Annotated in this window: 16 protein-coding genes and 1 pseudogene; 4 read left to right on the plus strand and 13 right to left on the minus strand. The window is 59.1% G+C overall.

All coding sequences use genetic code 11. The features are described from left to right. The first annotated feature begins 81 nt into the window (after positions 1–81). Together ABJ076_RS21960 and ABJ076_RS21965 are read left to right on the plus strand one after the other, a co-directional pair. Positions 82–690 (plus strand): LysE family translocator, encoded by a 609-nt coding sequence (locus ABJ076_RS21960; protein WP_348187666.1) that lies wholly within the window; start codon positions 82–84, stop codon positions 688–690. A gap of 49 nt (positions 691–739) precedes the next feature. Next, positions 740–1,603, plus strand: coding sequence for a DMT family transporter (locus ABJ076_RS21965; protein ID WP_348187664.1), 864 nt, complete (start codon positions 740–742; stop codon positions 1,601–1,603). Between the two features lie 12 nt (positions 1,604–1,615). Here ABJ076_RS21965 and ABJ076_RS21970 read toward each other — a convergent pair whose 3' ends face one another. Both ABJ076_RS21970 and leuA read right to left on the minus strand, forming a co-directional pair. Further along, positions 1,616–2,479, minus strand: a complete 864-nt coding sequence (locus ABJ076_RS21970; RefSeq protein ID WP_348187661.1) for a metallophosphoesterase — start codon at positions 2,477–2,479, stop codon at positions 1,616–1,618. Positions 2,480–2,622: 143 nt separating this feature from the next. Continuing rightward, the gene (gene leuA, locus ABJ076_RS21975) at positions 2,623–4,302 is read right to left on the minus strand and encodes a 2-isopropylmalate synthase (RefSeq protein ID WP_348187658.1); all 1,680 of its coding nucleotides are present in this window, start codon (positions 4,300–4,302) and stop codon (positions 2,623–2,625) included. A 395-nt stretch (positions 4,303–4,697) separates the two neighbouring features. Between leuA and hemA the strand changes: the two genes are divergently transcribed. Further along, positions 4,698–5,909: a 5-aminolevulinate synthase gene (hemA, locus tag ABJ076_RS21980; RefSeq protein WP_348198444.1), complete on the plus strand. Its 1,212-nt coding sequence runs from the start codon at positions 4,698–4,700 to the stop codon at positions 5,907–5,909. A gap of 117 nt (positions 5,910–6,026) precedes the next feature. Here hemA and ABJ076_RS21985 read toward each other — a convergent pair whose 3' ends face one another. From ABJ076_RS21985 to ABJ076_RS22015, 7 genes are all read right to left on the minus strand, one after another. Next, positions 6,027–6,731, minus strand: a complete 705-nt coding sequence (locus ABJ076_RS21985; protein WP_348187623.1) for an ABC transporter ATP-binding protein — start codon at positions 6,729–6,731, stop codon at positions 6,027–6,029. Beyond that, entirely contained in the window at positions 6,728–7,480 is a 753-nt protein-coding gene (locus tag ABJ076_RS21990; protein WP_348187624.1) for an ABC transporter ATP-binding protein, read from the minus strand. The genes ABJ076_RS21985 and ABJ076_RS21990 overlap by 4 nt, the downstream gene beginning before the upstream one ends. Continuing rightward, positions 7,477–8,445, minus strand: a complete 969-nt coding sequence (locus ABJ076_RS21995) for a branched-chain amino acid ABC transporter permease (protein WP_348499762.1) — start codon at positions 8,443–8,445, stop codon at positions 7,477–7,479. The genes ABJ076_RS21990 and ABJ076_RS21995 overlap by 4 nt, the downstream gene beginning before the upstream one ends. Positions 8,446–8,454: 9 nt before the next feature. Further along, on the minus strand, positions 8,455–9,378 hold the full coding sequence (locus ABJ076_RS22000) for a branched-chain amino acid ABC transporter permease (RefSeq protein WP_348187630.1): 924 nt from the start codon (positions 9,376–9,378) through the stop codon (positions 8,455–8,457). 99 nt (positions 9,379–9,477) lie between these two features. Further along, positions 9,478–10,662 (minus strand): ABC transporter substrate-binding protein, encoded by a 1,185-nt coding sequence (locus tag ABJ076_RS22005; RefSeq protein ID WP_348187633.1) that lies wholly within the window; start codon positions 10,660–10,662, stop codon positions 9,478–9,480. Positions 10,663–11,122: 460 nt separating this feature from the next. Next, a complete protein-coding gene (locus ABJ076_RS22010; protein WP_348187636.1) occupies positions 11,123–12,691 on the minus strand; it encodes an HD domain-containing phosphohydrolase in 1,569 nt (522 codons plus the stop codon). Positions 12,692–12,901: 210 nt separating this feature from the next. Further along, a complete protein-coding gene (locus tag ABJ076_RS22015; RefSeq protein WP_348187638.1) occupies positions 12,902–15,268 on the minus strand; it encodes a hypothetical protein in 2,367 nt (788 codons plus the stop codon). A 181-nt stretch (positions 15,269–15,449) separates the two neighbouring features. On the opposite strand from ABJ076_RS22015, the gene ABJ076_RS22020 reads away from it, so the two are divergent. Continuing rightward, on the plus strand, positions 15,450–17,549 hold the full coding sequence (locus tag ABJ076_RS22020; protein WP_348187641.1) for an acetate--CoA ligase family protein: 2,100 nt from the start codon (positions 15,450–15,452) through the stop codon (positions 17,547–17,549). Positions 17,550–17,646: 97 nt separating this feature from the next. Here the strand turns inward: ABJ076_RS22020 and ABJ076_RS22025 are convergent, their stop codons facing one another. The 4 genes and pseudogenes from ABJ076_RS22025 to ABJ076_RS22040 form a co-directional block, all read right to left on the minus strand. After that, positions 17,647–19,086, minus strand: a complete 1,440-nt coding sequence (locus ABJ076_RS22025; RefSeq protein WP_348187644.1) for an NAD-dependent succinate-semialdehyde dehydrogenase — start codon at positions 19,084–19,086, stop codon at positions 17,647–17,649. Between the two features lies 1 nt (position 19,087). Then, positions 19,088–20,134 carry a tartrate dehydrogenase gene (locus tag ABJ076_RS22030; RefSeq protein WP_348187646.1) on the minus strand — a complete coding sequence of 349 codons (1,047 nt, stop codon included), beginning with the start codon at positions 20,132–20,134 and terminating at the stop codon, positions 19,088–19,090. 18 nt (positions 20,135–20,152) lie between these two features. Then, the gene (locus tag ABJ076_RS22035) at positions 20,153–21,616 is read right to left on the minus strand and encodes an aldehyde dehydrogenase family protein (protein WP_348187649.1); all 1,464 of its coding nucleotides are present in this window, start codon (positions 21,614–21,616) and stop codon (positions 20,153–20,155) included. 164 nt (positions 21,617–21,780) lie between these two features. Next, positions 21,781–22,030 (minus strand): annotated as a pseudogene (locus ABJ076_RS22040) (D-amino-acid oxidase); the annotation flags it as partial.

Below are 22,030 nucleotides of genomic sequence, written 5' to 3' on the forward strand. Positions count from 1 at the left end.
GTTTACCGTTTATCGACGCGCCATCAGCCGCCAGAGTACACTCAAAAGAAAAACGTCCGCGCCCGGGGAGGCCCTCCAATTATGACACCGACACTGGATAGTATCCTCTCCATGCTCGCCATGGCGCTGCCGCTCATGGGGAGCCCCGGCCCCGCCATCGTCGCGGTGACGGCGAACGGGGCGGCATTCGGGGTGCGGGCCAGTCTGCCATTTCTGTTCGGCATTTATGCCGGAGTTTTCACCGTGCTGTGCCTGACAGCGTCCGGGGTTACCGGATTGCTGCTCGCCGTGCCCGGTGCCGGGCCAGTCCTTGTCGGTGCCGCGATCCTCTACATGCTCTATCTCGCTTACAGAATCGCCACCGCACCTTTGCCCGGAATGAACGCCGATACGGGAGGAGCCGCACCGGGTTTTGCCTCCGGCTACACCGTATCGATGATCAATGTGAAGGCCTACACGGTGTTCAGCGCGCTCTATGCCGGGAATGTATTGATCGAAACTGACCCGATCATGGACACGCTCTTCAAGCTTGGCGTGCTGACCTGCATCATGCTGTTCGTGAACGGCAGCTGGCTGGTGTTTGGTGGGGTTTTCGCCAACCTGATCCGCTCTCCAAAGATCGGGCGGGCCTTCAACATCACCATGGCGATATTGCTGCTGGTGTCCGTAGCCCTTGCGGTAAAGCCCTGATTCCGGGCTAACTGGTACCGGCTCTTACCTCCGCACGTCTGGATCCTGCGTGTCTCTTTTTCTCTTTGTCAGCACGGCCCTGATCTGGGCGACGGGCGCGTTTGTCACGACCTTGCAGGCCGGGATCGTGCCAATTCCGGTTTCGGTCGGCTATCGCATGCTGCTGATGACCGCAGCCATGCTCGCCGTGATCGTCGTGACCCGCACCCCGCTCAGGGTGCGCCGCGCGGACGTGCCATGGCTGCTGGTGCACGCGGCGGTCTTTTTCGCCCTGAACTTCATCTGCTTCTATAACGCCACCACCTATGTTCCGAGCGGCGTGGCGACACTCGCCCTGTCCACATCGCCGATCTTCGCCACCATCATCGGCTTTCTCGCCCTGAAAGAGCGCGTACAACCCCGCGCCATCCTCGGCATGGTGATCGGCATCGGCGGACTCGGCCTGATCGTCGCGCCGGACATTGCCGGTCTCACCGGCGGCTCCTCATTGCTGCTCGGTATGCTCTGGGGGCTCGGGGCATCGTTCGGCACGGCGATCGGCACTGTCATCGGTGCACGCAACCATCGGGCAGGCGTACCGCCTTTCGCGGCAAACTTCTGGGGCGCTTTTGGCGGCGCGGTGATCTGCCTTGGGGTCGCCGCTTTGGCTGACCAACACTTCACCTTTGACTGGTCGCTGCGCTATGTCGGCTCCCTTCTCTATCTCGGGATCGCGGCGTCCTGTCTGGCATTCCTTATGTTCTTCAGCCTGGTCACACGGATCGGGCCCGGGCGGGCAGCTTATATTTTCACAGTGGTGCCAGTCATCGCACTGCTGATCTCGACAGTCATGGAGGGCGTTGAACTGACCGCGGTGATCGTCGGCGGCACGGCGATGATCCTGACCGGCAACGTTCTCGTCCTGAAACGCTAACCAATCCTGACGCTACCCGGCCCGACGCCGATCCTCTTCCAGAGCCTTTTCGTCCCAGACCTGAATAAAGCGCATCTGGCTCGAATTGATCTCCAGTGCCGTCAGTACACCGGTTTTCACAGCCCCCGTATCGATGCCGATGCGGTGATCGTGAACTTCCGGCTCCCCATGGTTCCACTCGACAGTATGGCCATGTACGACAGTCAGCTCGAACGGCCAGACTTCCGGATTAAGGAACGGATCGCGAATCCAGCACAGCGTTTTCAGGGTCTGCGCATTGAGCGGCTGGCGTGGGTCGATTCCTGCATGAACGAAGAGGTAATCGTCAACGCGGTAAGTAACCGACATATTCTTGATGAAATCCCGCACCGGCTCAGGCAGGCGCCGCCGGGTCTGCATGATCATGTCGCGGGCACCGACCAGCCGGCTGATGCCAAGACTGCGCCAGGTTTCCTCGCCGCCATTAGCGCCCCAGAACCTGAGATCGTCATCCTCAAGAGTGCCGTCCACCGCCTGACGCAGCCAGTAATCGTGATTACCGACAAGGCAGATATCCTCGACCGGCCTTTTGGTGAACGCGCTCAGGCCGCCGAGCGCCAGGCCGAGCACTTCCAGGTTGTCCGGACCTCTATCGATCAGGTCCCCAAGCAGGACAGCCGTTACCCGTTCCGGTTTCAGCCGGGCGACATCCTCGGCAATCGCCTCGTAGAGCGCGGTCAGCAGGTCGGCCCGACCGTGCACATCGCCGATCGCCACCACCATATGACCGTTGCTGATCTGCCGCGGTACTTCGCGCCATTCATAGCGGCGTATTTCGCTTTGCGTAGTCAGAAAACTCTCCGGCCCAGAACAACCCGGCGAAAACCACGCCGACACTCCTTATCATACGGCGTCAAAGCACAGTTCTTCTAGAGAACAAATCGCCGCAACCCTGTTGTGCTTCGGGAAACAAACGAACAGAAACGGCGTGGCCAAGTGAATGACCACGCCGCTGACAATGTCAGGTCCAAATCAGGAAATCAGATCCGGTTGACCGCGCTCATGACGGCCCGGATCGGCGCCATGGTGATCGACGTGTCGATGCCAACCCCGAAAACGCTGCGGCCGTTCGCGTCCGGTACGTTCAGCTCGATATAGGCCGCCGCCTCGGCCCGAGAGCCGTCGGAACGGGTATGTTCGGTGTAGTCCTTGAGCCGGAAATTGAGACCGAAGTGAGTGCGCAGACCATTCACGAATGCAGAGATCGGCCCATTGCCCTCGGCCTCCACCACATGATCCTTGCCTTCGTGTTTCACCACTGCCGTGATGTGCTCGCGCTCGTTCGAGCCTTCCAGCGCTTTGGAAGAGAAGGACACCAGCTCGAACGGTGCATCCGGCTGCTCGATGAACTCAGACTGGAACGTCGACCAGATGGTGTCGCTGTTGATTTCCTTGCCGGTGGCATCGGTGATTTTCTGAATGGCCTGGCTGAACTGGGCCTGCGCCGGCTTCGGCAGCTTGATCGCGTGATCGGTTTCCAGCAGATAGGCGACCCCGCCTTTGCCGGACTGGCTGTTGACACGGATGATGGCCTCGTAATCGCGGCCGATATCCTGCGGGTCAATCGGCAGATACGGCACTTCCCACTGCGGCTCGTTTGCCTTGCGGATAGCCTGCATGCCCTTGTTGATCGCATCCTGGTGCGAGCCGGAAAAGGCCGTATGCACCAACTCGCCAGCGTACGGGTGGCGCGGGTGGATCGGCAACTGGTTGCAATATTCCGCCGTCTCCATCAGGCCGTTGATATTGGAGAAATCCAGCTCCGGATCGACGCCCTGGGTGAAGAGGTTCAGCCCGAGGGTGACCAGATCGACGTTACCGGTCCGCTCACCGTTACCGAACAGCGTTCCTTCGACACGGTCCGCACCGGCCATAACCGCCATTTCCGTCGCCGCAATGCCGGTCCCTCGGTCGTTATGCGGATGGACACAGAGGATGATCGAATCCCGGCGGGTGAAATGCCGGTGCATCCATTCAATCTGGTCTGCGTAGATGTTCGGGGTCGACATCTCGACGGTCGAGGGCAGGTTGATGATCACAGGATTTTCCGGCGTCGGCAGCCAGACATCCATCACCGCTTCGCAGACTTCCAGCGCATAGTCGAGCTCGGTGCCGGTGAAGCTTTCCGGTGAATATTGCAACCGCACCCTGGTGCCGGCCTCTTCCAGCCGGGCCAGCCGGTCCTTGACCATGATCGCGCCTTCGACAGCGATCTTCTTCACGCCTGCCTGATCCTCGTTGAAGACGACCCGGCGCTGCAGCTCCGAGGTCGAATTGTACAAATGGACAATGGCGCTTTTGGCCCCCATCAGGCTTTCGATGGTCCGCTCGATCAGGTGCTCACGGGCCTGGGTCAGAACCTGGATGGTCACGTCGTCCGGTATCAATCCGCCCTCGATGATCTCGCGGACAAAATTGAAATCGGTGTCGGACGCGCTTGGGAAACCGACCTCGATTTCCTTGAAACCCATCTCGACCAGCGTCTTGAACATCCGGTGCTTTCGCGCGCTGTCCATCGGATCGACCAGTGCCTGATTACCGTCCCGCAGATCGACGCTGCACCAGATCGGAGCCTTATTGATGATCTTCGAAGGCCATGTCCGGTCCGGCAAATCGACCTGGGCATAGGCGCGGTATTTTTCAATCGGCATGTGGTTCATCACTTCAACTCCCATGGGCGGCGCATATTCCTGTGAGCGCCTGCCCGTTATCTACATTCAAATTCTGTTCCTGAATGCGCGCGTCCTTCGAACCGTGCCCTCAAAAAGGCCGACGGAGAAGAGTATCTGTAAGATTGTGTGAAGCGGGATGGTGATCCATCGGCAACGCATCAGCACGGCTCAAGCACAGACGAGCGACGTGACCCGGACTCTCTAAAGAGCCGGGATCCTAAGTCGAAGCGCGAGGCCAAGTTGTGTGTGCGTCAACATAACGCGCGAAAAGTAGCCAGAATCCGGTATATCAGTCAAGACAAGAGCACGCGGTTTGATCTGGATCATTATTCTTGGTCGAAAAACGCGAGATTATGAAATCGCACAAGACCGGGAGAGAGGCTGTGAACCTCTTCGATATCTGTCGCAACGAGCTGGACCGGATCAAGGCCGAGGACCGCTATCGCGTGTTCGCCGATCTGGAGAAGCAAGCGGACAAATTCCCCTACTACAAGCACCACCAGGACGGCGGCGTGGAGCAGGTGCTGGTCTGGTGCTCGAACGATTATCTGGCAATGGGGCAGAGCGATGTGCTGCGTGATGCAGTGCATGAGGCTGTGGAGCAAACCGGCGTCGGCGCCGGCGGCACCCGCAATATTTCCGGCACCAGCCACTACCATGTCGCGCTTGAGGACGAACTCGCGGATTGGCACCGGAAGGAAGCAGCCCTCCTATTCACCTCCGGCTATATCGCCAACGAGGCCAGCCTTTCGACCCTGCTCAGCGCCTCGCCGAACATGGATGTGTTCTCCGATCAGAAGAACCATGCCTCAATGATCCAGGGCATCCGCAAAGGGAAAGCCCGCAAGCATATCTTCCGACACAACGACCTCACGCATCTGCGCGAGTTGCTGGAAGCCGCCGATCCCGAGAGCCACAAGATGGTCGCCTTCGAGAGCGTCTACTCGATGGATGGCGATATCGGCCTGATCGAAGAGATCTGCGATCTCGCGCATGAATTCAACGCCATCACCTATCTCGACGAGGTGCATGCGGTCGGCATGTATGGGCCGCGCGGCGCCGGTATCGCCGAACGGGACGGAGTGCTGGACAAGGTTGATCTGATCGAGGGCACGCTCGGCAAGGCAATCGGTGTACATGGCGGCTACCTGGCCGGACCATCTCACGTGCTGGATTATATCCGCAGCGTCGCCCCCGGCTTCATATTCACTACGTCCCTGCCCCCGATGGTCGCCGCAGCGGCCACTGCGAGCATCCGGCACCTGAAGGAAAGCGGTCAGGAACGGGCGATGCAGCAACGCCAGGCTGCTCGGCTGAAGGGAGCGTTCCGAGCGGCTGGCCTGCCGGTAATGCCATCGGAAAGCCATATCGTGCCGCTACTGGTCGGCGACGCGGCCAAGGCCCGCGAGTTTTCCAACCGGCTGCTCTACGATCACAACATCTACGTGACCGCAATCAACTACCCGACCGTAGACACGGGAACGGAGCGCCTGCGCTTCACGCCAACGCCGCGCCACACGGACGCTATGATCACGGAGCTGGTGGATATACTGGTGCCGATGTTCAATGAAGCGGGGATCCGGAAGAGCGCGTGAAGATCCCGAAAACGTAACCGTCATTCGGGCCAAAGAGACGACACCTTTGCGATCAAAGGGCGCACGCTGCATCGAAAGGTCCCGGATCAAGTCCGGGAAGACGGTTGAAAAGCTCGCTCAGACGCCGAGCTTTTCCTGAATGAGATCCGCGTTTTCGTCGAGTTCAGCCGTTGTGCCAGTCCAGACCACCTGACCCTTTTCGACCACATAATGCCGGTCGGCGATGCGCTTCAGGTCATCAATGTTCTTGTCTATGACAAGGATCGCCTGTCCCGCCTTCTTCAGACGCTCCAGACAGTTCCAGATCTCATGGCGGATCAACGGAGCCAAACCTTCGGTCGCCTCGTCGAGGATCAACAGTTTCGGGTTGGTCATCAGCGCCCGGCCGATGGCGAGCATCTGCTGCTCACCGCCCGACAGCAGGTTGGCCATCGAGGTCATCCGGGCTTCCAGTTCCGGGAACATCGCCAGCACGCTCTCGACGGTCCACGGATCACGGGAGTTGAAACGGTTCGCGGCGGTTGCGATAAGGTTCTCACGCACGCTGAGGTTCGGGAAGACCTGGCGGCCTTCCGGCACCAGCCCGATGCCGTAGCGGGCAATCCGGTAAGCTGGAGCATGGGTAATATCATCCGCTTCGAAGACAACACGGCCCGACGATGGACGGACGATGCCCATGATCGAGTTCACGGTCGTGGTCTTGCCCATGCCGTTCCGCCCCATGAGCGTCACGACCTCGTTAGATCCGATTTTCAGGCTCATTCCGAACAGTGCCTGGCTGGCACCGTAGAAGGTCTCGATTTCTTCAACTCTCAGCATCATGCCACCTCGTCGCCGAGATAAGCCCGGCGCACGGCTTCGTCACCGCGAATTTCCTCGGGCGTTCCGGTCGCGATAACACGGCCGTAGACCAGTACCGAAATCCGATCCGCCAATGCGAAGACCGCGTCCATATCGTGCTCAATCAGGAGCATGGTCTTTTCGCCTTTCAGACTGCGCAGGATCTCCACCATGCGCTGGGATTCCTCAACCCCCATCCCCGCCATCGGCTCGTCGAGCAAAAGCAGGACAGGATCTGTCGCCAACGCCATGGCGATCTCAAGCTGGCGATGCTCGCCGTGGGACATGACCTTGGCGATATCGTTCGCCCTGCCCTCAAGACCGACAGCTTCCAGCGCCGCCATAGCAGGCTCCACGAGAGCCGGGTCCTTACGGGCCGCCCGCCAGAAGCGGAAGGAATGTCCGGCATGCGCCTGCACGGCGAGCGCGACATTCTCAAGCACAGTCATATCCAGCATCAGGCTGGTGATCTGGAAAGACCGCGCCAGGCCGAGCAGCGAGCGCTTGTAGGCGGGTGTGCGTGTCATGTCGCGCCCATCGAAGCGGATCGTCCCGCCATCTGGGTCGACCTCACCGGACAATTGCGCAATCAGCGTGGTCTTGCCCGCGCCGTTCGGGCCAATGATCGCATGCAGTTCGGATTGCCGGACATCGAGATCGACATGATCCGTCGCGGCAATCCCGCCATAGCTTTTGAAGAGGTTCCGGACCTCGAGAAACGCGCCACTCATGACCGTTCTCCAATACCGGCTTTCGCACCGAGCCAGCGGAACATTCCGTCAATGCCGCCACGGGTGAAGATCACCACCAGGATCAGCATCGCACCGAAGGGAAAGTGCCAATACTGGGTCAGGCGGGAGAGATACTCCTCCAGTAGGATGAAGACCGCCGTGCCGAGCACCGGCCCGAACAGACTTCCCGCTCCGCCAAGGACGACCATGAAGATCAATTCGCCCGAATGCACCCAGTCGCCCATCTCCGGCGTGATGAAGTTTGTGAAGTTACCCAACAGCGCCCCGGCATAACCGCAGATCGCACCGGATATCACGTAGCAGACAAGACGGTACCGATAGGTCGGGAAACCGATCGCTTGCATCCGGCGCTCATTCCCCTTGGCGCCGGAAATGACCATGCCGAAACGGGAATGAACGATCCGGTACACCAGCCCGAGCACCGCGATCAACGACACCAGCACGAAGTAGTAAAGGGTGAAATTGTCCTCGATATCGAGCAGCCCCGCGAACTCGCTTCGCACGTCGATTGTCAGACCGTCGTCAGCCCCATACTCCTCAATCGAAACAAAGGTGAAGTAGACCATCTGGGCAAATGCCATGGTGATCATGATGAAGTAGACGCCCTTGGTACGCAGGGCTATGGCACCGGTCACCAGGGCGACGATTCCCGAGGCCAGGATGGCGATGGCGATCTGTGTGAAACCATCATAGATCTCGTAATAAGCCGGGATGCCGACAGCGTAAGCGCCGATCACCAGATAGGCGGCGTGGCCGAAACTGACCATCCCGCCATATCCCAGGATCAAGTTGAGCCCGACCGCAGCAATGCTGAGGATCATCAGGCGCATGAACAGATCGATCAGGAAGATATTGTCGACCCATTCGGCTAGCAGCGGCAGCAGGGCAAGGAACCCGAGCCCGGCAAACATGGCATAGGCCGGAAGGCCCGTTCTGAACAACAATCTCATGGCTCAGCGTACCTTCGGCGGGAACAGGCCCTGGGGCCGGAAAGCCAGCACCATGGCCATGAGGACATAAATTGCCATTGCGGACAAAGCAGGCGCGGATGTCTCGGCGCTCTCCGAAGACATGAAGACTTTCAACAGCTGGTCGAGGAAGGAACGCCCCATCGTGTCGATCAGACCGACCAGCATGGCTGCGACAAAGGCGCCTTTGATCGAGCCGATACCGCCGATGATGATGACGACGAAGGCCACGATGATAATCTCGTTGCCCATGCCGATACTGGCTTCCGTAATCGGCGCGATCAACATCCCGGCAAAACCCGCCAGCGCGGCGCCAACGGCGAAGACCAACGCGAACAGTTTGCCGATATCCACACCAAGCGCCATCACCATGGTCCGATTCGAGGCACCCGCGCGGATCAACATGCCAATGCGGGTATGCACCACCATGAAATAGAGGAACCCGGCGACGGCAAGACCGCTGGAGATGATCAGGATCCGGAACACCGGGAATGTATGGCCGCCGAACAGATCGATATGGCCGTCAAGGAATGCCGGCAGAGGAATGGCCATGCCGGTCGGCCCCCAGATGAAATCCACCGCCGTATCGAAGCAGAGAATCAACCCGAAGGTCGCCAGCACATGATCCAGATGATCATGCGTGTAGAGCGCCCTGACGACGATCAGCTCGACGATCCAGCCCAGCAGGGCGGTCAGCGGCAGCGCCAGAATGACACCCAGTATGAAGGAATCCGTCACCTGCACCAGGGTCGCGCAGAAATAGGCGCCCATCATGTAGAGCGAGCCATGCGCCAGATTCACAAAGTCCATGATGCCGAAGACCAGAGTCAGGCCGGCGGCGAGCAAGAACAGGAGTACGCCAAGCTGCACCCCGTTCAGCACCTGTATTGTAAAGAGTCCCCAGTCCACCCAGCAGTCCCTATCAAACTTCTGTTTTTGCGCCAGAGGCGAAAACCGAAACCGGCGGGGCTCTCGCACCGCCGGTTTCCCGTCATCCAAGAAGGATGATTACATTTTGCAGTCAGCCGCGTACGGATCCTGGTGGTTTTCCATGACCGTGCTGACGATCTTGGTGGTCCAGACACCGTCGGCATCTTCAACGACTTCACGCAGATAGAAGTTCTGGATCGGGAAATGGTTGTTCCCATAGCTGAACTTGCCGCGGGTGGACGGGAAGTCGGCTTTCTTCATGGCGGCGCGCATGCCGTCCTTGTTAGACAGATCGCCATTCACTGCCTCGACCGCGCTCTTGATCAGGAAGATCGTGTCGTAGGACTGGGCGGCATAGAAGGACGGATAATGGCCGTACTTCTTCTTGAAGCCCGCAACGAACTTCTTGTTCTGCGGATTGTCCAGGTCCGGGCCCCAATGCTGGGTATTGCGGGATCCCATGACACCGGCAAGATTACCGGCCTGCAACTTCGGAAGAGCGATCGAGTCAACAGTGAAAACCGTGTAAAGCGGCATGGTATCGCGCATTCCGGCCTGCTCGTACTGTTTGATCAGTGCCCCGCCAGCCTTGCCCGGATAGAACACCCAGAGAGCATCGGCACCCGAGGCTTTCGCTTTCGCCAGTTCGGCGGAGAAGTCGAGTTGCGCGTCCTTGCCCCATTTCGTCAGGTCACGGCCTGCGATCTTGCCTTTGAAGGTCCGCTCGACACCGGCGATCATGTTCTTGCCGGCCGCATAGTTCGGAGCCATCACATAGACAGACTTGACGCCGTTCTGATTCAGAACCTCGCCCATTGCCATCGGCGTCTGGTCGTTCTGCCACGAGGTGGAGAAGAAATTCTCGTCGCACTGTTTACCAGCGAGCTGAGACGGGCCGGCGTTCGAGCTGATCAGGAAAGTGCCCGAATCAAGCGCGGGTTTTTTCGAAGCCAGCAGCACGTGGGACCAGATAAAACCGCCGATGAAATCGACCTTGTCCTTCTTCACCAGCTTATCGACCTTCTGCTTGCCGATCGGAGGCTTGAAGCCGTCATCCTCGATGATGAGTTCTACATCAAGGCCCGCCATCTTGCCGCCGATGTCTTCCATCGCAAGATTGACCGCATCGACCATGTCCTTGCCGATGACGCCCGCGGGCGTGGTGATGGTGGTGACGAAACCGATTTTTACTTTATCGGCCGCCATCGCCGGAGCAGCCAAAAAGGCTCCCATGGCCGCTAGGGCCGTCATTTTTTTCAACATTGCACAAGCCTCCCAGAATGATGCGGCAACTATGCCACAACAAGTACATGCAACATAGTGCACACCTTCTTACGAAAGTGCATTATACTTTCGCCCTTGGCAATCCTGATACGCAAGACCTTGTCCGATGTTCGTTACATGGATGCCGTGCTGCGCAAGACTTGCTGCAGCCAAAGTCATTTGAAACTTGATTCAATCAAGATTCAGTCCCGGTTTCCCAGTATACATTTTCTGGTTCGATAATCGGAAGCATGGCGGTCACCACGTTCCATTACTCAGATCGGACGGTACGGAAACAGTGCCGCCGAGAGAGCCATGTACATCAGCATCACGGCCGGTTCTTCCGCCATAACCAGCTCGCTTACAACAAATAGCCTAGCAGAATGTGGCTCGGCAGCGTCCAAGCACTCCGTTCCGGCATTACTCCGGTGGTCAATCAGCTCGGAGTCAGCACTACCAGTCAGTCAGCATAGATCATTCTGATATCGATCATGGTGGTCAGATTTTTCAGGAAAACATCCACCACCGTCGGATCGAAATGACGGCCGCTTTCCTCCTGAATAAGCTCCACGGCTTTTTCCACGGGCCACGCTTTCTTGTAGACTCGCTCCGATGTCAAAGCGTCGAAGACATCGACGAGCCCGATGATACGACCCTCGACCGAAATATCCTCGGCCTTGATGTTATTCGGATAACCGCCTCCGGCCCATTTCTCGTGATGCTCAAGTGCTATGCGCGCTGCCAGTTTCAGGATCGGCATGTCTGACGTCCGCAGCATTTCGTAGCCGATCGTCGTGTGCTCCTGCATTTTCTGCCACTCGTCGGGATCAAGCTTTCCCGGCTTGCACAGGATTGAGTCAGGAATACCAATCTTGCCGATATCGTGCAAAGGAGCCGCCCGGAAAAGCAATTCGGAATCCGACCGGCTGAACCCCAGCTTGTCTGCAATCTCCCGAGCATAGAGCGCAACCCGAGAAACATGTCGTCCGGTTTCACCAGAGCGGGTTTCGACCGCTTCGCCCAGACGCAGCACGATTTCGCGCTGCGCGCGTTCGGTTTGATCATGCAGGCGAAGGTTATCGAAGGCGGTTAGGACCTGGGATGTGAAGATATCGACAATCTGAGCATCCGCCCCGCTCAACCCTTGCAGCTCGGGCAAGAGAAGAAGGCTGGCTTGCCCATTGCGTCCGACGATCCCGGTCATCAGCGCGTTTTCGTTTCGGCTGGTGTGAATACCTGGCCCTCGCCCGGCCAGTTCACCGGCCAGCTTTTTCGTTTCCGCATCTAGAGGCAGATCTGTCAGTTTCCCTGCATTCCTGCTCCCGCTTCGCCCGGCTACAATCTTGAAATCCTGCGCCGAGCTGGAGTTTGCATCCGCCACAGCAAGAACGCCGGATGATCCGATCCTGTCCTTCGGGTCGCGATTCATGTTCGCGATGTCCCCAAGGTGCTCGAGAATCCCGTCGGCAAAGTCATCCAGTCCCGGTTTTTCGAACAGTGCAGTAGAGGCCTGCAGCACTTTCATGAGGCCGCGACGGTTCTGCTCCATGACCAAATATTGCTGATAGGAGCGCAACCCCGCATAAGCGAGCGAGAAGAGCTTCTGCGCACTGAGTTCGGTCTTTTCCTTATAATCGCTGATATCGTAATCGATGATGACGCTTTGTTCCGGCGCGTGCCCGGGCTGGCCTGTCCGCACCACCAACCGGATCAGCTTGTTGCCCATATCCTGACGAATGTAATGAATCAGATCGAGACCAGCATTCGGCGTTTCCATGACGACGTCGATCAGAGCCAAGCCAATATCGGGATGCTCAGCAAGAACCTCTTTGGCTTCTGCCGCCGAGTAAGCCGAGAGAAGATTGAGCGGTCTGCCCTCTACCTCAACGTCGCGCAACACAAGGGTCGTCGTCGCCGCCACATCGCGGTCATCATCCACGACGAGCACTTTCCAAGGCTCAGCACAAGACCCCGGCGCAACGTGCTCATCGATAAGAAAATCGAGAATATTCAGATCGTCGTCGGACATTCTGCTTCCAATGCACCGCACACTTTTGCGTACAGCACTTCTCCACTCAAAACTCCAGAGTTCCCTAAGAAGCTCCATTTATTCAATTTAACTAGAGATATCGGGGAAACCTGAATTAACGATTAACATCGGTTGCAGAAAAGACTCTCTCGGCATTGTTGCCTCTGAATAACAGATGCCAGCGAATAAAATCGCGCTGGGAACCTAGCCTCACAGTTCTCCGCAATAATCCCCCCAAGCTTCGGTGAGTTTTGTTTCAACACCGCGCGCATATCGCTCCTGATCACAGAGCGGCGAAACCGAAACCCTCTGACGCAGCGTCTCACGGATCTGTGCCAGGCGGCGACTATCCGAAGCCAGCCCCGTCCCTATTGAAACAAACTCCTCCGCACTCTCAGCAACCCATTCAGGAAATCCGGCATTGCTCAAATGACTGAGCGAATGCCGACCGGCGAAATGGCTTTGTGCCGCAAGCGATACAACAGGAACACCCATCCACAGCGCCTCACAGGTGGTGAGCCCACCGGAATACGGCATCGTATCCAGAGCAATATCCATCAGACCATACCCGCCGAGAAATTCTTCGTGATAGGTAAAGGTCCTGAATTCAATCCGCTCTGGCGCGATGCCGGACGCTGCCAGGCGGGACCGGACATCATCCTGAATCCCCGGATCGTCGAAACCGCGGTAAGCAAGCAGCAACTTGGATTGAGGGACGGCAACGAGAACACGGCCCCACAGATCCAGGGTCTCATCTGTGAGTTTAGCCGGATTGTTGAAGCTGCCGAAGGTGATGAAGCCATTGGCGAGTGCAGGACTTGGCGCGACCGGCGGTGACGTCGGCACCGCGAAAAAGCAGATATAATCGTCCGGCAAAACCAGCCAACGCTCGGAATAAAACTCCTCTGTTCCAGGCAGAGTCTGGAATCTGTCGGTAACAAGATAATCCATAGTACCGAGGCCGGTTGTGCCGACATAGCCCATCCAGCTCATCTGGATAGGTGCCGCGCGCCTGGCAAACATCCCCATCCGGTTGGCGGCCGAATGGCCGGCAAGGTCGAACAGTATATCGATCCGATCTTCCAGTATTTGCTCTCGCAAAACGTCGTCGTCCTTGCCGGTCACATCGAACCAGTGATCCGCGTGACGGCGGAGATCGTCTGTAAACAGATCGCCCTTCCCGGCGTCGGAATAGACCGATATCCGGAACCGGTTGCGTGCCAGCCGCTTCAATACCGGCAGCAGAAAAAACCCCACCGGGTGCCGCTTCAGGTCCGGAGACACAAAGCCGAGATGAATCCGGCGATCAATTGTTCGATCCACCACGTAACTGAGTGGCCCCTCGAGCGGTGCCCAGACCTCTGCCCATGACGCGTGATCCCGGTAAAGAGACCGCGCGGAAACACCGCTTTCATAATTGTGCCCCATCAGAAGGCCGGACTGAATCGTCCGGTCTTCCGGAAAAGCGCACCGGGCCCAGCGCAGATAGCGATCCGCCATTTGATGCTTTCGCGATTGCCGGTATGCATTCGCCAGGCCGACGAGCATGTCCCGGTCAGTGCCTCCGGTGACGAGGGCCGACTTGATCGCAACAGCGGCGGCGGTGTACGCACCCTGATCGAGCAGATATTTGCTGAAATTCGCCCAAGCTCCGCTGCTTTGCGGGTTGACCCGAAGCGCGCGGCGATAACCCGCCCTTATGCGCTCGGCTGGCGCGCCCACCTTGGCCAGCTGCACGAGGTGATTTTCGAGTGCAGCCAGACGACTGGGCTCCAGCACCAGAGACCGTCGGAACGCGACATCAGCCGCCACAGATTGATCATCCGCATGCAGCGCATTCGCCAAGGAAAGCCAATTATCCATCCGCGTCCGGTCCAACGCGACGGAGAGGCGCAGAAGCGATACCGCTTCCCGGTGAAAGCCCTGCTCGGACATAGAGCCGCCCAGCCTGGCGCAAACAACTATTTCACTCGGGGCGATCAGAAGAGAGCGCTTCAACGCCGTGTCGGCAGACACAACTTCCTTCTCCGCCTGCGCCACAAGTCCGATCGCCTTCCAGGCATCCGCGTCCAGTGGGTTGCCGCAGATCACCCGGCGCATCAGCCGCTCTCCGGCCAGCCGTTCAGCCGAAACGGTCATTTCCGCCAAAAACTTCAAGTACCCGGGGTTTTCCGGGTTAATCAGAATGGTTCTACGAACCAACGCCTGCGCCGTAGCGGGAAGCCGACTGCGCACCAGATTGGCCCAGTCACTCATCGCCGAAACGTTCAGCGGGTCAAGATTCACGGCCGCCGCGTAGGACATTTCGGCCTGATCGAGATTTCCCTGCGAGGCCTCAGCAAAAGCGAGAAGCTGATGGAACGAGCTTTTGCGTGGCTCAAGCGCGAGTGCCCTGCGAAGCAATGCCACACCGGATGCTGGATTATCATTCGAAGTCGCGACATCACCGGCAAGGGACAAGACAAGCGCTATCGGCGGGTGCAGGGCGAGAACTTTCCGGTAGAGAGACGCAGCCTCTTTCAGTTGCCCGGACTGATGCCGTGCAAAAGCCTCGTTCACCAACGCCTGTAAATCCACCCTGCGCGCCTCCGTTGCGTCGTCTCTATTCTGTCAGTCTTATCTTTTACCGTGATGAGGAAAAGATGGCTGGAGGATTCTGTCAGACGGGAGACCGGCTTGTCATCGCTCTAAAAGGCACGGCATGATTGGGATCACTCCTGAATCAATCTCCCCTGCCTTTCCCGATCGGAATAAATGTATGCGCGACTCCATGCTTAGCGCTCTTGTTTCTCCGGCCTCCATTGCCCTGATTGGCGCCTCGAATTCCGAGGGCAAGCTGACCGCGCGCCCCATGCGCTTTCTGCGCCGCCATGGTTATGCCGGCCGGATCTATCCTGTAAACCCGGCCCGTGAGACAGTGCTTGGCGAGAAAGCCTGGCCATCGGTCAGCGCCATCCCGGATAAAGTCGACTTCGCCTATATTCTGGTCGATGCCGACCCGGCCATCGCAGCGCTTGAAGATTGTGCGGCGGCGGGCGTGAAGGTTGTCGCCATTCTCGCCGACGGATTTGCCGAGGCTGGGAAAGAAGGCGAACGGCGCCAAGCAGATGTCCAGCGCATCGCCCGCGACTCAGGTATTCTGTTGCTCGGCCCTAACTCGATGGGCGTCGTCCATACACCTGCCGGATTTGCCGCCACCACGAACGCAGCCTTCGGAGCAGAGGAAATCGGTCATGGCCGGCTCGCCGTGATTTCCCAAAGCGGCAGCGTCATCGGCACTTTGCTCAGCCGGGGGGCTGCGCGCGGCATCAACTTCTCGACCTTCGTCTCAGTCGGCAACGAAGCGGCATCAGGCATAGGCGAGATCGGAGAAATTCTGGTCGATCACCCTGAGATCGACGGCTTCCTGCTGTTCATGGAAACCATCCGAAACCGGGAGACGCTCGGCCGTTTCGCGGCAAAGGCCCACACGGCAGGGAAACCTGTAGTCGCCTATAAGATCGGCAAATCGGAGGAAGGCCAAGCCCTCTCCGTCTCCCATACGGGTGCCCTCACCGGCTCTACTGAAGCTGCGGATGCCCTGCTACGGAGTTTCGGCATCCGCAAGGCCGACCAATTGGAAACGTTGCTCGAAGCCCCCGGTGCCCTCTTCAACGCGCGCCTCAAACCCGGACGCCCAAAGAGCGCGACAGTGATTGCCACGACCGGCGGTGGCGGCGCCATGGTGGTGGACCAGCTCAGCGCACGCGGCGTGACCATCTCCGGTGCCAGTGCGGCAACCCGCGCACATTTTGCCGAACGCAAGATCCCGTGCGGCCACGGCAAACTAGTCGATGTCACGCTCGCGGGAGCCCGTTATGAAGTAATGAAAGAAGCTGTCTCGACACTGATCAGGGACCCGGAAACCGGCGTATTGATTGTCGCCATTGGATCTTCCGCGCAGTTTGATCCGGAACTCGCCGTCAAACCGATCATCGACGCTGCCGCAGAAGCCCCGGCCGATGCCGCGCCGGTATTGGCCTTCCCACTACCGCACGCGCCGGACAGCATGCGGCTCCTGGAAGCCGGAGGCGTACCGACCTTCCGCACTGTCGAAAGCTGTGCCGAAACAGTCGCGATGCTGATGACAGGTGCAACTCCCTCCTCCCCGCCCGCTGGTGTATTGCCCGAGGCCACGTGCCAGCAGATCGACGCACTGGCAGGTGGCATAGCCGACGAAGTAACGGCCGGCGCCATTTTCAACAGCCTCGGGCTTGCCGGACCTGGACAGATCGTGCTCGATCCCGAAACGGATGCCCCGGAAACGTTACCTTTCGCCTTCCCGGTCGTTGCGAAACTTGTTTCCCCAGACCTGCCGCACAAGACCGAGGCAGGCGCCATCCGGGTTGGAGTTAAAAACCGAGACGAACTGGTCACGGCGATCGCGGAGATGAAGACGTCGGCGGAAGAGTATCGTCCCGGCTTCAGACTGAATGGCGTGCTTGTGCAAGAGCTTTGTACCGGGCTTGGAGAGGCCCTTATCGGCCTCTCCCGCGATCCCGTCGCCGGACCGGTGATCACCATCGCAATGGGCGGCGTGATGACCGAAATCTATCAGGACTCTGCCGTCCGCCCAGCACCGCTCAGCGTCGAGGCCGCACAGGAAATGATTGAAGAGGTGAAAGGCTTCACTTTGCTACGTGGGTTTCGAGGTAAATCCGAGGGAGACCTTGAAGCCCTGGCTAAAGCGGTTGCCGCTTTCTCCCTGCTTGCTATGAACGAGCGTATCCAAGAAGCCGAAGCAAACCCAGTTCTGGTGCGCAAGACAGGAGCCGGAATCGTCATGCTGGATGCCCTGATCCGGACCAGCCCCGCTTAACAGTCGTTAGTGTGCAGTTTCGCTTTCTTGATCGGAAAATCACTCACGTTTATGCCTTTTTTCATAGAGAAGCGTCGGCGCGTTCGCCTCGATGGCGTCACCCCAATCCACCGAAATGAAAGGCTTTGGTTTCGAGATATTCCTCGATCCCTTCCTGCGCGCCCTCGCGGCCGAGGCCGGAGGATTTGACGCCGCCGAACGGCGCTTCCGCATGGCTGACGGCGCCGGTGTTGAGCCCGACAAGACCGCATTCAAGAGCCTCGCCAAAACGGAACGCCCGCGCCATATCGGTGGTGTAGAAGTAGGCTGCGAGCCCGAACGGTGTGCCGTTGGCAATTGACAGAGCCTCGGCCTCGGTCTCGAACTGAAAGACCGGCGCCACGGGTCCGAAGGTTTCCTCCGCAGCAAGACGCATCTCGGTAGTGGCACCTTTGAGAACCACCGGATCTGCATATTGCGCGGAGAGATTGCGCGACCGGGTGGTGCGCATCGCCCCTTTCGACAATGCGTCCTCCATATGCGCGGAAATCTTGGCGATAGCCGCCGCGTTGATCATTGGGCCAATCGTGGTCTCGGCATCCGTGCCGGGGCCGACTTGCAGCGCATCGACCTTCTCGGAGAGCGCCGCGACGAAGGCGTTGTGGATCCCTGACTGGACCAGAATCCGATTCGCGCAGACGCAGGTTTGCCCGCCATTGCGGAATTTCGAAGCCATGGCGCCTTCGACCGCTGCGTCGAGATTCGCGTCGTCGAACACAATAAATGGCGCATTGCCGCCGAGCTCCAGGGAAAGCTTCTTCAACGTCGGTGCGCATTGCGCTGCCAGGAGCGCGCCGATACGGGTCGAGCCGGTAAAGGACAGTTTACGCACGATAGGCGAGCTGGTCAGGGCAGCGCCGATCTCTTCCGGGCGGCCGGTCAGCACGTTGATCACACCTTTGGGAATCCCGGCCCGTTCCGCCAGCACGCCGAGCGCGAGAGCCGAATAGGGCGTGAAGTCGGACGGCTTGATCACCATCGTGCAACCGGCGGCAAGTCCCGGGGCGACCTTGCGGGTAATCATCGCATTCGGAAAATTCCACGGCGTAATGATGGCGCAGACGCCCACCGGCTCCTTCATCGCGAAGATCTTCTTGTCTTTGACCGGAGACGGAATGATCTGACCGTTTATCCGCCGTGCCTCCTCGGCAAACCAGCGAACGAATGAAGCCCCATAGAGAATCTCGCCCCGCGCTTCGGCCAGCGGCTTTCCCTGCTCGGCGGTCAAGATTTGCGCCAGATCGTCCGCGTGGGCGAGCATCAAATCATGCCATGCCATCAGCAGGTCCGCACGCTCCGCATTGCTCAGGGTCTTCCAGTCGACCATTGCATGCTCGGCTGCAGCAATCGCAGCCTCGGTCTCGGCGGCCGTGCAGTCCGGCATATATCCGAGCACAGTGCCGGTCGCCGGGTTCGTAACCTCCATATCGGCGCGGTCAATCCAGGTGCCGTCCACAAGCGCGGCCTCACGGAAGAGGCCCTTGTCTGTCAGGTTCATCTCAACTCTCCAATGCGGATTTGACAGCGTTCGTGATGGCGTCGGTCGCATGGGTGCCCGGCCGCGATCCAATCCCTGCCGCCGTGGCGCTTTCGATGGCGAAGAGCACGGCGGCGGCTGCCTCGCCCTCCCCCAGATGTTCCAGCATCATGGCGCCGGACCAGATCGCGGCGATCGGATTGGCGATATTCTGGCCAGCGATATCGGGGGCCGAGCCGTGCACCGGCTCGAACATGGACGGCCCGGACCGGTCGGGGCAGATGTTCGCCGACGCTGCGAAACCGAGCCCGCCCTGAATGGCGGCGCCGAGATCAGTCAGAATATCGCCGAACAGGTTCGAGGCGACCACCACATCCAGACTTTCCGGTGCCATCACCATCTTCGCCGCCATCGCGTCGATATGCATGTGGCTGACGGTCACGTCCGGGTAATCAGCGGCGAGTTCCTTCGTCACCTCATCCCAGAACACCATGGAAAATTTCTGGGCGTTGGACTTTGTGACGGAAGTCAGGTGCTTGCGGCGGGCACGGGCCTGCTCGAAGCCGAAGCGGATGATCCGCTCAACCCCTTCGCGGGTGAAGATCGCGGTTTCCACCGCCACCTCGTTGCCCATACCCTGGTGGACACGTCCACCTGCACCGGCATATTCCCCCTCGGTGTTCTCGCGGATACAGAGGATATCGAAGCGCTCCGACTTCAACGGGCCCTCGACGCCCGGCAGCAGACGGTGCGGACGGATATTGGCATATTGATTGAAAGCCTTGCGGATCGGCAGCAGAAGCCCATGCAGAGAGACCGCATCCGGCACCGTTTCAGGCCAGCCGACCGCCCCCAGATAGATAGCATCGAAAGCGCGCAACTGGGTGATCCCGTCTGTCGGCATCATCGCTCCGTGTTGCAGATAATATGCGCAGGACCAGGGGAAGCTCTCGGCCTCAAGCGCGAAGCCGAACTTTTGGCCGGCCGCGGTCAGGACCTCCATCGCCGCTTCGGTCACATCGACACCAATGCCGTCGCCCGGAACCAGGGCAATCTTATAGCTCTTCATTAAAAACTCCCTTGCCGATCAAAGATCGATCAGCACCGATTTGGTTCGCCGATTTGCGAGATAGGCCTCACGGCCGAGATCCTTGCCGAGGCCACTACTCTTCCAGCCGCCTGTCGGCAAAATATGGTCGGATGACCGCCCGTAACGATTAACCCACACAGTGCCGGCCTGCAGACGGCCGGTCATACGCATGGCCCGCGACAGGTCTTTTGTATGCAGTCCCGCGCAGAGCCCGTATGTCTCATGGCTTGCGAGTGCGACCGCTTCTTCTTCGGTCTCGAATGTCTGGAAGGTTGCGACCGGACCGAAAATCTCCTCGCGCACCGATGGACTCGCGTTATCAACGCCCGCGATCAATGTTGGCCGGTAGAAACTCCCTGGGCGGTCGAACCGCTCACCGCCGCAGATCAACTCCGCACCCTCGGCAAGCGCCGCGCGGACGATACCGTCCATGCGATTCAACTGGTTCTCCGAGATAACCGGGGAAAACCCGGCTGGATCGTCCCAGGTCGCCGCAGGACTTTCCTCTCCGAACCGGACCGCCAGCTTTTCGGCGATTTCCTCCGCGATCTGGCGCTGCACGATCATCCGAGATCCGGCGACGCAAAACTGTCCGGCATTAGGAAGAATGCCCCGGGCCAGGCAATCCACCGCCTGCTCCGGATCGGCATCGGCAAAGACCACTTGCGGGCTCTTGCCTCCGAGCTCAAGCGTCATCGGTCTGATTCCGTGGCGGGCAATGTTCTCCATGATCAGGCCGCCCGCGCGGGTCGATCCGGTGAAAGACACTTTGTCGATACCAGGATGTCCCGTGATCGCATTGCCTGTCACCGGCCCATCGCCCAGCACGACATTGATCAGCCCGGCCGGAAGTCCGGCCCGAACCGAAAGTTCCGCCATGTAGAGGGTGGAGAACGGCGTCATCTCCGAGGGCTTCAGAACTACCGCGTTACCTGCGGCAAGTGCCGGCCCAAGCTTCCAGCCCGCCATTGAGATCGGGAAGTTCCACGGTGTGATGGCGCCGATCACGCCATAGGGCTCAGCGGCGATGAACCCCAATTGTCCGTCCGAGGTCGGGACAAGATCCCCGCCTTCCTTGTCCGAGAATTCGGCGAAGAAACGGATCTGCTCGGCCGTCACGCGGATATCGCCTTCGATCACCTGGCTGACGGGACGCGAGGAGCAGATCGCCTCCAGTTGGGCGAGATACGCCGCTTCCTTCTCGATCAGATCCGCCCAAGTGTGGAGCGCTTTAAGCCGCTCCCTGGGCTGACTCCCAGCCCAGCCGGAGGTCTTCAGAGCGTCCCGGGCGGAGGTTACGGCCCGATCAACAATCTCGCTGTCCGCGCAGGGAATTGCAGCGAGCAAACGCCCGTCCGACGGAGCACGCACATCGAGAGCCTCCGGGCCGTCGACATAGCTCCCGCCGACGAAGTGGGCGGTCGGCAGCGTTATTTTCTGGGGGTCGAAAGAATAGGTCATGGAAAATCCTCAACTCGAAAACGGCGAAAGTATGCCGCTCGCCCCGAGGTCGAATTTGCCGTATCTGCGCAATAGGCAGCAGAAATCACTTTGTGACGGTATTCAGAGGCAGAAGGTTTCGCGGATCGTCAATCGGGCATCGCAGAAAAGGAGCCGCTGGCAAATCAGAAGCTGGCGACCTTGCCCCATTGGCTGTCCTGGAAACGGGCCAGACGGTATTGCGCCACTTCGGTAATCGGCTGCCTGCCAAGCACAAGATCGGCAACCAGATGACCGACCCCGGTATCCGTATCGATCACGGGCACACCATCAGGGGTGCTGTCGACATAGCCTGCCCAGATCGCCTCCACCGGAATGTCGCGCAAGGCCGGCAGCAACTCCCGCGCCCGGCGCAGGGTCTCCTTGGTAAGCGCC

It is taken from the genome of Nisaea sp. (assembly GCF_039990255.1).
Taxonomy (GTDB): domain Bacteria; phylum Pseudomonadota; class Alphaproteobacteria; order Thalassobaculales; family Thalassobaculaceae; genus Nisaea.

Coding starts and splice junctions, on each gene's coding strand:
- ABJ076_RS22030 (WP_348187646.1), bottom strand. CDS start 20,134: ATGAAGAGCTATAAGATTGCCCTGGTTCCGGGCGACGGCATTGGTGTC.
- ABJ076_RS21960 (WP_348187666.1), top strand. CDS start 82: ATGACACCGACACTGGATAGTATCCTCTCCATGCTCGCCATGGCGCTG.
- leuA (WP_348187658.1), bottom strand. CDS start 4,302: ATGAACCACATGCCGATTGAAAAATACCGCGCCTATGCCCAGGTCGAT.
- ABJ076_RS22020 (WP_348187641.1), top strand. CDS start 15,450: ATGCGCGACTCCATGCTTAGCGCTCTTGTTTCTCCGGCCTCCATTGCC.
- ABJ076_RS22010 (WP_348187636.1), bottom strand. CDS start 12,691: ATGTCCGACGACGATCTGAATATTCTCGATTTTCTTATCGATGAGCAC.
- ABJ076_RS21985 (WP_348187623.1), bottom strand. CDS start 6,731: ATGATGCTGAGAGTTGAAGAAATCGAGACCTTCTACGGTGCCAGCCAG.
- ABJ076_RS21990 (WP_348187624.1), bottom strand. CDS start 7,480: ATGAGTGGCGCGTTTCTCGAGGTCCGGAACCTCTTCAAAAGCTATGGC.
- ABJ076_RS22025 (WP_348187644.1), bottom strand. CDS start 19,086: ATGAACCTGACAGACAAGGGCCTCTTCCGTGAGGCCGCGCTTGTGGAC.
- ABJ076_RS22035 (WP_348187649.1), bottom strand. CDS start 21,616: ATGACCTATTCTTTCGACCCCCAGAAAATAACGCTGCCGACCGCCCAC.
- ABJ076_RS22005 (WP_348187633.1), bottom strand. CDS start 10,662: ATGTTGAAAAAAATGACGGCCCTAGCGGCCATGGGAGCCTTTTTGGCT.